10 protein-coding genes are annotated in these 12,546 nt (G+C 66.5%); 8 read left to right on the forward strand and 2 right to left on the reverse strand.

The genetic code is table 11. The features are described from left to right. Window positions 1-30 precede the first annotated feature (30 nt). The 5 genes from FHR95_RS07490 to etfB all read left to right on the forward strand — a co-directional run bounded on the left by FHR95_RS07490 (window position 31) and on the right by etfB (window position 6,837). On the forward strand, window positions 31-576 hold the full coding sequence (locus tag FHR95_RS07490; protein WP_183313940.1) for a DUF5943 domain-containing protein: 546 nt from the start codon (window positions 31-33) through the stop codon (window positions 574-576). Between the two features lie 12 nt (window positions 577-588). Next, window positions 589-2,661 carry a dimethylglycine demethylation protein DgcA gene (gene dgcA / locus FHR95_RS07495; protein ID WP_183313941.1) on the forward strand — a complete coding sequence of 691 codons (2,073 nt, stop codon included), beginning with the start codon at window positions 589-591 and terminating at the stop codon, window positions 2,659-2,661. A 93-nt stretch (window positions 2,662-2,754) separates the two neighbouring features. Continuing rightward, window positions 2,755-4,731, forward strand: coding sequence for a (Fe-S)-binding protein (locus FHR95_RS07500; protein WP_183313942.1), 1,977 nt, complete (start codon window positions 2,755-2,757; stop codon window positions 4,729-4,731). Further along, complete coding sequence (etfA, locus tag FHR95_RS07505) at window positions 4,731-6,026, forward strand: electron transfer flavoprotein subunit alpha (protein WP_183313943.1); 1,296 nt, start codon at window positions 4,731-4,733, stop codon at window positions 6,024-6,026. The genes FHR95_RS07500 and etfA overlap by 1 nt, the downstream gene beginning before the upstream one ends. Continuing rightward, window positions 6,016-6,837 (forward strand): electron transfer flavoprotein subunit beta, encoded by an 822-nt coding sequence (gene etfB, locus FHR95_RS07510; RefSeq protein ID WP_183313944.1) that lies wholly within the window; start codon window positions 6,016-6,018, stop codon window positions 6,835-6,837. The genes etfA and etfB overlap by 11 nt, the downstream gene beginning before the upstream one ends. Before the next feature lie 74 nt (window positions 6,838-6,911). Here the strand turns inward: etfB and FHR95_RS07515 are convergent, their stop codons facing one another. Next, window positions 6,912-7,436, reverse strand: a complete 525-nt coding sequence (locus FHR95_RS07515) for an invasion associated locus B family protein (protein WP_040183529.1) — start codon at window positions 7,434-7,436, stop codon at window positions 6,912-6,914. 248 nt (window positions 7,437-7,684) lie between these two features. Between FHR95_RS07515 and fdhA the strand changes: the two genes are divergently transcribed. Continuing rightward, window positions 7,685-8,878 carry a formaldehyde dehydrogenase, glutathione-independent gene (gene fdhA, locus FHR95_RS07520; RefSeq protein WP_183313945.1) on the forward strand — a complete coding sequence of 398 codons (1,194 nt, stop codon included), beginning with the start codon at window positions 7,685-7,687 and terminating at the stop codon, window positions 8,876-8,878. A 211-nt stretch (window positions 8,879-9,089) separates the two neighbouring features. Here fdhA and FHR95_RS07525 read toward each other — a convergent pair whose 3' ends face one another. Then, window positions 9,090-9,977: a LysR family transcriptional regulator gene (locus FHR95_RS07525; RefSeq protein ID WP_040183527.1), complete on the reverse strand. Its 888-nt coding sequence runs from the start codon at window positions 9,975-9,977 to the stop codon at window positions 9,090-9,092. Window positions 9,978-10,071: 94 nt separating this feature from the next. Between FHR95_RS07525 and FHR95_RS07530 the strand changes: the two genes are divergently transcribed. Together FHR95_RS07530 and FHR95_RS07535 are read left to right on the forward strand one after the other, a co-directional pair. Next, on the forward strand, window positions 10,072-11,511 hold the full coding sequence (locus FHR95_RS07530; RefSeq protein WP_183313946.1) for an aldehyde dehydrogenase family protein: 1,440 nt from the start codon (window positions 10,072-10,074) through the stop codon (window positions 11,509-11,511). A 10-nt stretch (window positions 11,512-11,521) separates the two neighbouring features. Continuing rightward, the gene (locus tag FHR95_RS07535) at window positions 11,522-12,514 is read left to right on the forward strand and encodes a dipeptidase (protein WP_179861987.1); all 993 of its coding nucleotides are present in this window, start codon (window positions 11,522-11,524) and stop codon (window positions 12,512-12,514) included. The last annotated feature ends 32 nt before the right edge of the window (window positions 12,515-12,546 follow it).

The raw sequence follows: 12,546 nt of genomic DNA on the forward strand, positions 1-12,546 counted from the left end.
AACAATCAGCAAGCTTCGAGGAATACGACCGTGACGCAGATGGCCCCTGAACTGCCCATCGAGGTGGATGCCGATACCGGCGTCTGGACCACCGACGCCCTGCCGATGCTCTACGTGCCCCGGCACTTCTTCATCAACAACCACGTGGCCGTGGAAGAGGCGCTGGGCGCCGAGCAGTACGCCGAGATTCTCTATCACGCCGGCTACAAGAGCGCCTGGCACTGGTGCGAGAAGGAGGCCGAGTGCCATGGCCTCGAGGGGGTGGACGTCTTCGAGCACTACATGAAGCGTCTCTCGCAGCGCGGCTGGGGCCACTTCATCACCGAAGCCATCGATCTTGACGCCGGCACCTGCACCGTGCGCCTCGAGCACAGCGCCTTCGTCTATCAGCTGGGCCAGGTGGGACGGAAGGTCGAGTACATGTTCACCGGCTGGTTCGCCGGCGCCATGGACCAGATTCTCGCCGCGCGCGGCAGCTCGCTGCGTACCGTCGCCGAGCAGACCCAGAGTGCGGCCGAGCACGGCTGCGATGTGGGCCGCTTCATTACCCGTCCGCTCGATACCCCCCGCGGCTGAGGAGTCACCACCATGGCATTCGATGCGATCTTTCAGCCGATCGAGATCGGCAATCTCACCATCCGCAACCGGGTGGTCAGCACCGCCCACGCCGAGGTGCACGCCACTGACGGGGGCATGACCACCGAGCGCTACGTCAGGTATTACGAGGAGAAGGCCAAGGGCGGCTGCGGTCTGTGTATCTGCGGCGGCTCCTCGGTGGTCTCCATCGACAGCCCTCAGGGCTGGTGGAGCTCGGTGAGCCTCGCCACCGACCGGATCATCCCGCATTTCCAGAATCTGGCGGATGCCGTCCACAAGCATGGCGGCAAGATCATGATCCAGATTACCCACATGGGGCGCCGCTCCCGCTGGGACGGTTTCAACTGGACGACCCTGCTGTCGCCTTCGGGTATCCGCGAACCGGTGCACCGCTCCACCTGCAAGACCATCGAGGAGGAGGAGATCTGGCGCATCATCGGCGATTTCGCCCAGGCCGCGCGCCGTGCCAAGGAAGGCGGCCTCGACGGCGTCGAGCTCTCCGCCGTGCACCAGCACCTGATCGACCAGTTCTGGAGTCCGCGCGTCAACAAGCGCGAGGACCAGTGGGGCGGCAGCTTCGAGAACCGCATGCGCTTCGGCATGGAGGTGCTCAAGGCGGTGCGTGCCGAGGTCGGCGACGACTTCGTGGTGGGCATGCGCATCTGCGGGGATGAGTTCCACCCGGACGGCCTCTCTCATGACGACATGAAGCAGATCGCCGCCTATTACGATGCCACCGGCCAGGTCGACTTCTTCGGCGTGGTCGGTTCGGGCTGCGATACCCACAATTCGCTGGCCAATGTCATTCCCAACATGTCTTATCCGCCGGAGCCCTTCCTGCACCTGGCCGCGGGCATCAAGGAAGTGGTCAGCGTGCCGGTTATCCACGCCCAGAACATCAAGGATCCCAACCAGGCGCAACGCATCCTGGAAGGCGGGTATGTGGATCTGGTGGGCATGACCCGGGCGCATATCGCCGACCCCCACCTGATCGCCAAGATCAAAATGGGTCAGGTCGACCAGATCAAGCAGTGCGTGGGCGCCAACTACTGCATCGACCGCCAGTATCAGGGCCTGGATGTGCTGTGCATTCAGAACGCCGCGACGTCGCGCGAGTACCTGGGGCTGCCGCATATCATCGAGAAGGCGGAAGGGGCCAGGCGCAAGGTCGTGGTGGTAGGCGGTGGCCCCGGCGGCATGGAGTCGGCTCGCGTCGCCGCCGAGCGCGGTCACGATGTCACGCTGTTCGAGGCCGCGGAGCAGCTCGGAGGACAGATCACCATCGCCGCCCAGGCGCCGCAGCGCGACCAGATCGCCGGCATCACCCGTTGGTATCAGCTGGAACTGGCGCGCCTCGGCGTCGACCTGCGCCTGGGCACTCGCGCCGACGAGGCGACTCTGCTCGATCTGCGTCCCGATATCGTGGTGCTGGCCACCGGCGGTCAACCGTTCCTCAGCCAGGTCCCGGAATGGGGCTATGCGGAGAATGGCGAGGAGAGCCTGGTGGTCAGCACCTGGGACATCCTCTCGGGCAAGGTGGCGCCGGGCAAGAACGTGCTGATCTACGACGCCATCTGCGAGTTCTCCGGTGTCTCGGCCGCCGACTACCTGGCCGACAAGGGCGCCAAGGTGGAGATCGTCACCGACGACATCAAGCCCGGTGCGGCGGTGGGTGGCACCACCTTCCCCACCTACTACCGCAGTCTCTACGAGAAGGAGGTGATCATGACCTCCGACCTCGCGCTTCATAAGGTCTACCGCGAAGGCGACGGCCTGGTGGCGGTGCTCGAGAACGAGTACACCGGTGCTCTGGAGGAGCGGGTGGTCGACCAGGTCGTGGTAGAGAATGGCGTGCGTCCCGACGAGGCCCTCTACTACGCCCTCAAGGCACAGTCTCGCAACAAGGGGCAGGTGGATCTGGAGGCGCTCTACGCCATCCAGCCTCAGCCCTGCCTGAGCGAAGAAGGTGACGGCTTCCTGCTGTTCCGACTGGGCGACTGCACGGCGCCGCGCAATACCCATGCGGCTATCTATGACGCCCTGCGGATCTGCAAGGACTTTTAACCCCAGCCGTAAGCTGTAAGCCGGAAGCGGTAAGTGGAGGATAACTTACCGCTTACCGCTTAAGACTTACGGCTCCTCACCGAGGAAGCCGAGATGCTCGAGACCCTCCTGCCGATATTGATCTTCGCCGCTCTGGGCGTGGCGGTGGTCGGCGCCTGGCGGCGTGTTCGCCTGTGGCGCCAGGGGCGGCCCTCTGCCGTGCCGCTGCTCAAGGGGCTGGCGGCCTTGCCGCGCCGCTACCTGGTGGATCTGCACCATGTGGTGGGGCGCGACAAGGTCATCTCCAACACGCATGTGGCCACCGCCGGCGGCTTCGTGGCCGCCGCCGTGCTGATGATCCTGGTGCATGGCCTGGACCTGGGCGCTTCAGAAGGATGGGGGGGCGTGCTGGGTTGGCTGCTGCTGGCAGCGAGCGCCTGCATGTTCATGGGCAGCCTGTTCGTGGCCCGTCGCCGTCGCCATCCGCCTGCTCGGCTCTCCAAGGGCCCCTGGATGCGCCTGCCGAAGAGCCTGATGGCCTTCTCCCTGGGCGTCTTTCTGGTCACGCTGCCGACGGTGGGCATTCTGCCCGCCGGCTTCGGCAGTTGGGTCCTGGCTCTCGCACTGGCTGCCGTGGTGGGTTGGGGCCTGGCCGAGATGGTGGTCGGCATGACCTGGGGCGGGCCCATGAAGCATGCCTTTGCCGGCGCGCTGCATCTGGCCTTCCACCGTCGCGCCGAGCGCTTCGGTGAGGGTAACCGTTCCACCGGCCTCAAGGCACTGGACCTGGAGAACGAGGCGGCCTCGCTGGGCGTCGAGACGCCTGCCGATTTCACCTGGAATCAGCTGCTCGGCTTCGACGCCTGCGTGCAGTGCGGTCGCTGCGAAGCGGTATGCCCGGCCTTCGCCGCCGGTCAGCCGCTCAACCCCAAGAAGCTGATCCAGGACATGGTGGTGGGCCTCGCCGGCGGCAGCGATGCCGGCTATGCCGGTTCCCCGTACCCCGGCAAGCCGGTGGGCGAACACCATGGCTCTCCCCATGGCCCGATCGTGGGCCGCGGCGGCAAGGCGCTGGTGGATGCCGAGACACTTTGGTCCTGCACCACCTGCCGCGCCTGCGTGGAGGAGTGCCCGATGATGATCGAGCATGTGGATGCCATCGTCGACATGCGCCGTTTCCTGACGCTTGAGCGCGGCGAGACCCCTAACAAGGCACCCGAGGTGCTCGACAACCTGATTGCCACCGACAATCCTGGTGGTTTCGCCCCCGGCGCTCGCATGCACTGGGCCGCCGACCTCAATCTGCCGCTGATGGCCGACCTGCAACAGGTCGATGTCCTGCTGTGGCTCGGCGATGGCGCCTTCGACATGCGCAACCAGCGCACGCTGCGTGCGCTGGTCAAGGTGCTGCGTGCGGCAAAGGTCGATTTCGCGGTGCTCGGCAACGAGGAGAGGGACAGCGGCGATGTGGCCAGGCGACTGGGCGACGAGGCGACCTTCCAGTCCCTGGCCAGGCGCAATATCGCGACCCTGGCCAAGTACCACTTCCAGCACATCCTGACCTGCGATCCGCACAGTTTCCATGTGCTGGGCAACGAGTACGGTGAGCTCGGTGGCGATTACCGCGTCTATCACCACAGCACCTATATCGCCGAGCTCCATGATGCCGGTCGGCTGACCTTCGCGCCCTGGAAAGGGGGCAGCGTCACCTATCACGATCCCTGTTATCTGGGACGCTACAACGGCGAATACGAGGCGCCACGCCGCGTCCTCGAGGCACTGGGCATCACACTCAACGAGATGCAACGCTCCGGCTTCCGCTCGCGCTGCTGCGGCGGCGGGGGCGGCGCGCCGATCACCGATATTCCCGGTGAACGGCGGATTCCCGATATGCGCATGAACGACGTCAAGGAGAGCGGCGCCGGGCTGGTGGCGGTGGGCTGTCCCCAGTGCACGGCCATGCTGGAAGGCGTCGTCGATGCCAGCGCCGAGGTGCGCGATATCGCCGAGCTGGTGGCCGACGCCCTGGTGGCAGCGCCCAGCGAAGAAACCGCAGCACGACATCGGCCTCGAGCCGTAGAGGTAGCGTGATGACCAAGATGTTGCGTCGTGACCCGCGTCGCGAGTGGATCGCCCGTAATCGCCTGCACCCCGAGCACGCCAGTGTGCTCCGCGAGCAGGGCGAGGGTGCCGTCAGTGAGTGGCTGGGTCCCAGCGGAGTGATACGCAAGAACCCCCGCGCGATCGGTTTTATCGGCCCCAGTGGCATCAAGCGCATCGACCGTAGCGGTGCTCAGCAGGGCGGTCAGGCCACGGGTTCTAGCCACCAGGCAGCCCAGGATAGCCGCCGCACCGTCACCATCGAGGCTCCGGCCTTTCTGGTGGCGGTGGTGCCCGAGCTGACCGGCGGCCGCCTCTCCGGCCATGACAAGGACCTGCTGGGCCTGGCGCGGCGCCTGGCCGATGCCGACCCCGAGCGCCCCGGTGCCGTGCTGGCCGTGATATTTGGGCAGCACAAGGGCGAGGGGGGCGGCGAGCTTAAGGAGCAGGCCTTCGGCGAGGCGGGCATCGACCGTCTGCTGCACCTGGAAGATGACGCCTATGTCGGCTTTGCCCCCGAAGCACGCCTGGCCGCGCTCTCCACGGTGGAGCGCGAGTTGGCGCCGCGTCACTGGCTGCTTCCCGACTCGCCGCTGGGCGGTGCCGATCTGGGGCGGCGCCTGGCGTTGCGCCTTGGGGAGCGCCCCGCCACCGGGGTCTGGCAGATCGAGAGCGACACTGAGGCGCTCTCGGGATGGCGCTGCACGGCGCGTGGCGCGGCGGAGAGCCTGGATATCCAGCGCCAGCTGCCGCGCGTCGCCCTGGCGCTCGCCGAGTGCGCCGAGCCAGTGGACGAGACGCGCCACGCGGCTGAGCCGCTGAGCCTGACGACCGCGGTCCCCCGTGCCCTGTCGCGCATCGAGGACCTGGGCCAGGTGGCGGTGGACCCCGCCGGCGTGGCCCTGGCCGAGGCGGAGTTCATCCTCTCGGGGGGCAATGGCGTCAAGGATTGGGACGGCTTCCATCATGCCGCCAAGGTGCTCGGGGCGACCGAAGGCGCCTCACGCGTGGCGGTGGATGACGGTTACATGGCTCGCGACCGCCAGGTGGGGGCGACCGGCACCTGGGTCACGGCGCGGGTCTATCTGGCGGTGGGTATCTCGGGAGCCATCCAGCACCTGCAGGGCATTCAGAGCTGCGACAAGGTGGTGGCCATCAACATGGATCCCGGCTGCGACATGATCAAGCGCGCCGACCTCGCGGTGATCGGCGAGGCCGCCGAGATCCTCGCCGCCCTGGTCGCCAAGGTGGAGCAGCAGCGAGGAGGGCAACGCGATGCAGCCTGAGCATCAGGGAGTCGCCGTTACGGTACTGGTCTCGGTGGGGCGCCACCCGCTCACCGGGCGCGCCCGCCGTGCCGACCAGGACGCCCGGGGCCTGGAGCTGGCGCTGGGCCTGGAGGAGCGACTGCCCGGCAGTCGGATCAACTTGCTGCACGCTGGCCCACGTTGCGAGGAGAGCGAATCCGCCCTGCGCGGCTACCTGGGCATGGGGGCGGGCACCGGGCTGGAACACCTGACGCTGCTGGAGCAGCCCGAGGGGGCGGATGCCATTCCGGCCCTGGCCGAGCATCTGGCCTCGGCAACCCCGCAGCTGGTGATCACCGGTGCCCGCGCGGAGCGGGGCGAAGGCTCGGGGCTGCTGCCCTATGCCCTCGCCGAGCATCTTGGCTGGCCACTGGTCAACGGTCTGGCCGCGGTGGAAAAGGTCGAGCACGGGGTGGCCACGCTGCTTCAGGCGTTGCCGCGTGGCCAGCGTCGGCGCCTGCAGGTGCGACTGCCGGCTATCGTCAGCGTGGACGGCGCCGCCCCGGCACCGCGCCAGAGCGCCTTCGGTCCGGCCCGCCGCGCTCAGCTCGAGGTGACCCCGTTGGCGGCCGAGAGAGATCACGAGCTTGCCGAGTGGGCGATGGCGCCGGCCCGCAAGCGGCCCAAGCGCCTGAAGATCATCAAGTCGGCCTCGGCGAGGGATCGCTTCAAGGCGGCCGCCGCCAAGGCAGAGGGCGGCAGCGGGCAGGTCTTGGAGGGCGTCAGCAGTGAGCAAGGGGCGGACGCGATCCTCAAGTTGCTGCGCGAGGAGGGCGTCCTGCCCCGCTGATCATGCCGCCAGCCAGACGACGACAGCCCCGGCCGAGTGCCGGGGCTGTCCTTCATGCGGGGCCGGTGCGACCGTCAGGGCGCGATGCGCTGGCTGGCGTCGGTGAAGCCCATCAGCGAAATGTCCAGGTCCATGCGGTTGCCACGCGGCCCTATCAGACTGAGGGTCGCGGTGGTACCGCTGCGTAGCGCCTGCAGCATGGAGGCGTCGAGGGGTAGGTCGGCCCGGCAGCTCTGTTCCAGGCAGACCTGGTAGGGGAACTGGGTCGGCTCGCCCCCGCCCACGCTCAGCTGCAGGCCCGGGGCGAGACGCACGCCCAGCGGCAGCAGGAAGGTCATCGCCGGCCGGCCCTCGAGCTCGGGAGGATAGCCGACAATCACCCGCATCAGCGGATCATTGCTGTTGGGGTTGGTGACCAGCTGGCTCATGGTACAGGCCCCCTGGCTGCGCTCGGGCGGGCAGATCACTTCCCAGTCGCGGAACTGTTCGGTGCGGGCCTCGGCACCCGGTGATGCCTGCTGGGCGACGGCCTGGGAGGCCACGGCCAGCAGCGATAACAGGGCGGTCATGCACAGGCGTTTTGCGAGGCTATTCGACATCGGTAGTTCCTCCATGGTCTCAGGGGCCGTGACGGGATATAGAGCACAACCATGCCTGTTCGACTGCGCGAGGTCGACCCCCGCGTCCGGGGGACCGACGCCTTCATGATCGGGAGGCCATGTCTCGAACAGGCATGCGGGTGCCTCTGTTGGACAAGTGGGCCACGTTGGAGAGAGCTTAGGCTAGAGCGGTGGTATTTACCCGCCCCCGCCACGCTGTCCGTTACAACAACATCGAGGAGCCAGCCATGAGTGCAGCCAACCGCGGCGTCGTCTACAAGGGCCCTGGCCAGGTCGCCGTCGAATCCATCCCCTATCCGGAACTCGCGCTCGGCAATCGCAAATGCGACCACGGCGTGATCCTGAAGGTTGTCACCACCAATATCTGCGGCAGCGACCAGCACATGGTACGTGGGCGGACCACCGCGCCTTCCGGCCTGGTGCTGGGTCACGAGATCACCGGGCTGGTGGCCGAGTGCGGTCGCGACGTCGAGTTCATCAAGCCGGGTGACCTGGTCTCCGTGCCATTCAATATCGCCTGTGGCCGCTGCCGCAACTGCAAGGAGGGCCGGACCGGGATCTGTCTCAACGTCAATCCGTCGCGCCCGGGGGCGGCCTACGGCTACGTGGATATGGGTGGCTGGGCCGGGGGCCAGACCGAATACGTCATGGTGCCCTATGCGGACTTCAACCTGCTGAAGTTCCCGGATGCCGATCAGGCCATGGAGAAGATTCGTGACCTGACCCTGCTCTCCGACATCTTTCCCACCGGCTTCCATGGCTGCGTGACGGCGGGCGTCGGGCCGGGCAGCACGGTGTACATTGCGGGTGCCGGGCCGGTGGGCCTTGCCGCCGCGGTGTCTGCCCAGCTGCTGGGGGCCGCCTGCGTGATCGTTGGCGACATGATCGAAGAGCGTCTGGCGCAGGCCCGCAGCTTCGGTTGCGAGACCCTCGACCTGACCCAGGAAGGCGACATGGCCGACAGGATCGAGGAGATCCTCGGCGAGCGCGAGGTCGATGCCTTCGTCGACTGTGTCGGCTTCGAAGCCCATGCCTGCGGCTGTAACCACGGCAAGGAGGCCCCCGCCACCGTGCTGAACTCTGCCATGTCGCTGACGCGTGCCGGTGGCCAGATCGGTATCCCGGGCCTCTATGTCACCGAAGACCCCGGCGCGGCCGACGATGCGGCCAAACAGGGGGCCTTGAGCATGCGCTTCGGCCTAGGTTGGGCGAAGTCCCACAGCTTCCATACCGGTCAGTGCCCGGTGATGGCCTACCATCGTCCGCTGATGCAGGCGATCCTCTTCGGCAAGGTGAATATCGCCGACGCGGTCAATGTCCAGATGATCACGCTGGACCAGGCGCCCAAGGGCTATGCCGATTTCGATGGCGGAGCAGCGAAGAAATTCGTCATCGACCCCCACGGCAGCGTGGCCGCTTAAGCGGCACCGATGAAGGATGCCCCGCCGCCAGGGCAATCGCAGTTCCCCGAAGCGAGAGGCGCCGGGGACAGGTCGAAGGGGAGGTCCTATGCCAGGGATGGCATCGGTAGCGCCCAAGGATGGGTTCACAGCGCCTCCCCGCAGAGCTGTCGCCGGAAGAGCCGCAAGCGTTACTTCCATCTGCGATAGCCTTGGCCCCGTTCTCCCTCCCTCACGTTCCTTGTTCTCTCAGCAAGGCCATCACGTGTCGCTGCATGGCCGCTGCTGCCGGCGACAGGCTGACGCCGGCCCGAAAGATCAGGCCGATCCGGCGCTCCAGGCGGGGTTCCGCCAGCGGCACAAAGCGCAGCCGGACATGCTCCTCCTGGAACGCCAGGCGCGGCAGGGTCGTGATGCCGATGCCGGCTTCCAGCATCGCGGTCAGCGAGATCATGTTGGAGATGTATAGGGCACTGCGCTCGATCAGCCCGGCGGCGGGTGAGCCCTCGAGCAGTCGCGAGGTGCCGTTGCGAATCAGCGGGTGCCCGGCCAACTCGCGCCAGTGCAGGCTCTGGTGGTCGGCAAGCGGATGGTCGTCCCGACATACCACGCCGATGTCATCATGCAGCAGCGGGACGAAGTCCAGCCCCTGCTCGGGTTGCCAGAGACTGGTGATGCCCAGCTCTACTTCGCCGCTCAACACCATCTGGCTGACCAGTTCGGAGTGGCCATCCTGCAGGTTGATCTCGATCCCTGGATAGTCGGTCACGAAGCCCGCCAGGATACCGGGCATCAGGCGGCTGGCGACCGAGGGTACCGTGGCGATGTCCACGCGACCGGCCCGGTGGCAGGCCATGGCCACGGCATCGCGGCTCACCCGGTCATGGTGGGCGACCAGTTCGCGAAAGCGCGGCAGGCACCATTGCCCGAAGGGTGTCAGGGCGGCCTTGCCATTGCCCTTCTCGAAGAGCGGCTGGCCGAGGCGTTCCTCGAGCTCGCGTACCGCCATGGAGATCGCCGGCTGGCTGCGATGCAGATGCCTGGCCGCCGCATGGAAGCCGCCCTGGTCGGTAATGGCCAGCACGCAGCGCAGCGGCTGGAGCTTCAGTTCGGGTAGCAAGGTAAGGCTTCCTGATCATTTTATCTGTTTTATTGATTATCCTTATCATGGCCACTCTCCTAGGATGCCGTCAACGCTATCCAGGAGGTTCCCCATGTCACATTCCTATCCGCTTTTCATCGCCGGTCAGTGGTGCGAGGGCGAGAGCACCATCGCTAACCACAACCCCTCGGACACCAATGACCTGATCGGCCACTACGCCCAGGCCAGCACTGCCCAGGTCGGCGAAGCCATCGCGTCGGCACGTCTGGGCCAGCGCGAATGGGCCACAAGTGGCCTGGAACAGCGCTATGCCGTGCTGATGGCCATCGGCGACGAGCTGGTCGCCCGCAAGGACGAGCTGGGCTACCTGCTCGCCCGCGAGGAGGGCAAGCCGCTGGCCGAAGGTGTGGGCGAGGTCTACCGCTCGGCTCAGTTCTTTCATTACTACGCTGCCGAGGTGCTGCGCCAGATCGACGAGCGGGTGGACTCCGTGCGACCCGGGGTCGAGGTGGAAACCCGCCGCGAGCCGGTCGGCGTGGTGGGCGTGATCAGCCCCTGGAACTTCCCCATGGCCACGGCGGTATGGAAGATCGCCCCGGCGCTGGCCTTCGGCAACGCGGTGGTCTTCAAGCCGGCCAACCTGGTGCCGGCCAGTGCCTGGGCGCTGACCGAGATCATCAGCCGTCAGGCGCTGCCTGCCGGCACTTTCAACCTGCTGATGGGGCCGGGTGGCAGCGTCGGCGATGCCCTGATCTCCAGCCCACAGATCGATGCCCTGAGCTTCACCGGCTCGCTGGATGTGGGGCGTCGCGTAGCGGCTGCCACCGCCGGCAACCTGGTCAAGTGCCAGCTGGAGATGGGCTCCAAGAACGCGTTGATCGTGGCCGATGATGCCGACCTCGACCTCGCCGTGGAGGCGGCCTACGCCGGTGCCTATTCCGGGACCGGGCAGAAGTGCACGGCCTCTTCGCGGTTGATCGTCACCGAGGCGGTTCACGACGCCTTTGTCGAGAAGCTCATCGCCCGGCTGGACCGGGCGACGGTGGGCCATGCCCTGGCAGAGGGCGTGCAGATCGGCCCGGTGGCCGATGCCCGCCAGCTCGAATCCAACCTGGCATGGATCGAGCGGGCCCGCGAGCAGGGCGCCGTCCTGGCCTACGGTGGCGAGCGTCTCGAACGCCAGACGCCGGGCTACTTCATGGCGCCGACCCTGTTCACCGACACGACCAATGACATGGCGATCAATCGCGAGGAAGTCTTCGGCCCGATCGCCTGCGTGATCAAGGTTGCGGATGCCGAGACGGCCATCGAGACCCTCAACGACACCAACTTCGGCCTGACCGCCGGCATCATCACCGACTCCCTGAAACTGGCCAATGCCTTCAAGGCGCGTGCCGAGACCGGCTGCGTGATGGTCAACCTGGCCACCGCCGGCACCGATTATCACGTGCCGTTCGGCGGCCGCAAGGACTCCAGCTTCGGTCCGCGCGAGCAGGGTCGCTATGCCCGCGAGTTCTACACCGTGGTCAAGACCTGCTACGTCAAGGCCTGAGGAGCGCTCCATGTCCAAGCAAATGCTGACCATCGACGGCCTGCAGTACTCGAACTGGTCACGGGAAATCTTCGAGCAGATGCAGGCAGGCGGTCTCGACGCGGTGCATGCGACGCTCGTCTATCACGAGAACACCCGCGAGACCCTGTCGCGCCTCGGCGAGTGGAATCGACGCTTCGAGCAGCATCACGACCTGATCATGCCGGTACGCGAGCCGGGCGACATCGAGCAGGCGCGAGCCGCCGGCAAGGTGGGCATCTTTCTCGGCGCCCAGAACTGTTCGCCGATCGAGGATGACATCGACATGGTGGCGGTGATGCGCCGGCTCGGCCTGATGATCATGCAGCTGACCTACAATAATCAGAGCCTGCTCGCCTGTGGCTGCTACGAGAACGAGGACAGCGGCATCACGCGCTTCGGTCGGCAGGTGATTCGCGAGATGAACCGGGTCGGCATGGTCATCGACATGTCCCATAGTGCCGAGCGGTCCACACTGGAGGCCATCGAGCTCTCCGAGCGACCGGTGATCATTTCCCATGCCAACCCCGAGTTCTTTCACCCGGCCAAGCGCAACAAGTCGAATCGTGTGCTCGCGGCGATTGCCGAGTGCGATGGCCTGCTGGGCTTCTCGGCCTATCCCTTCCACCTCAAGGATGGCCCGGACTGCACCCTCGAGGCCTACTGCGAGATGATCGCGCGAACCGTCGACCTGATGGGAATCGAGCACGTAGGCATGGGCACCGACCTCTGCCAGGAACAGCCCGTCGCGGTGCTGGAATGGATGCGCAACGGGCGCTGGTCCAAGGACATGGACTACGGCGAGGGCAGCGCGAGCAATGCCGGCTGGCCGCGCCCGCTTTCCTGGCTGCGCGACAGCCGGGATTTCCCCAACCTGATCGACGGCCTGCGCCAGCGCGGCTTCGACGACGACGAAGTTGAACGCATCATGGGCCGCAACTGGGTGGCACTGCTTGAGCGTGCCGCCGTTCCCCTTTCGTCCTGACGTCCACTACGCCAGCTATTCCAGCCTAATAA

Origin of the sequence: Halomonas fontilapidosi (genome assembly GCF_014192285.1) — a bacterium.
GTDB classification, from domain to species: Bacteria; Pseudomonadota; Gammaproteobacteria; order Pseudomonadales; family Halomonadaceae; genus Halomonas; species Halomonas fontilapidosi.

What these genes read in the sequence shown, in the direction of transcription:
- dgcA (WP_183313941.1), top strand. Translation starts at nt 589, where the DNA reads ATGGCATTCGATGCGATCTTTCAGCCGATCGAGATCGGCAATCTCACC.
- FHR95_RS07500 (WP_183313942.1), top strand. Translation starts at nt 2,755, where the DNA reads ATGCTCGAGACCCTCCTGCCGATATTGATCTTCGCCGCTCTGGGCGTG.
- etfA (WP_183313943.1), top strand. Translation starts at nt 4,731, where the DNA reads ATGACCAAGATGTTGCGTCGTGACCCGCGTCGCGAGTGGATCGCCCGT.
- etfB (WP_183313944.1), top strand. Translation starts at nt 6,016, where the DNA reads ATGCAGCCTGAGCATCAGGGAGTCGCCGTTACGGTACTGGTCTCGGTG.
- FHR95_RS07515 (WP_040183529.1), bottom strand. Translation starts at nt 7,436, where the DNA reads ATGTCGAATAGCCTCGCAAAACGCCTGTGCATGACCGCCCTGTTATCG.
- fdhA (WP_183313945.1), top strand. Translation starts at nt 7,685, where the DNA reads ATGAGTGCAGCCAACCGCGGCGTCGTCTACAAGGGCCCTGGCCAGGTC.
- FHR95_RS07530 (WP_183313946.1), top strand. Translation starts at nt 10,072, where the DNA reads ATGTCACATTCCTATCCGCTTTTCATCGCCGGTCAGTGGTGCGAGGGC.
- FHR95_RS07535 (WP_179861987.1), top strand. Translation starts at nt 11,522, where the DNA reads ATGTCCAAGCAAATGCTGACCATCGACGGCCTGCAGTACTCGAACTGG.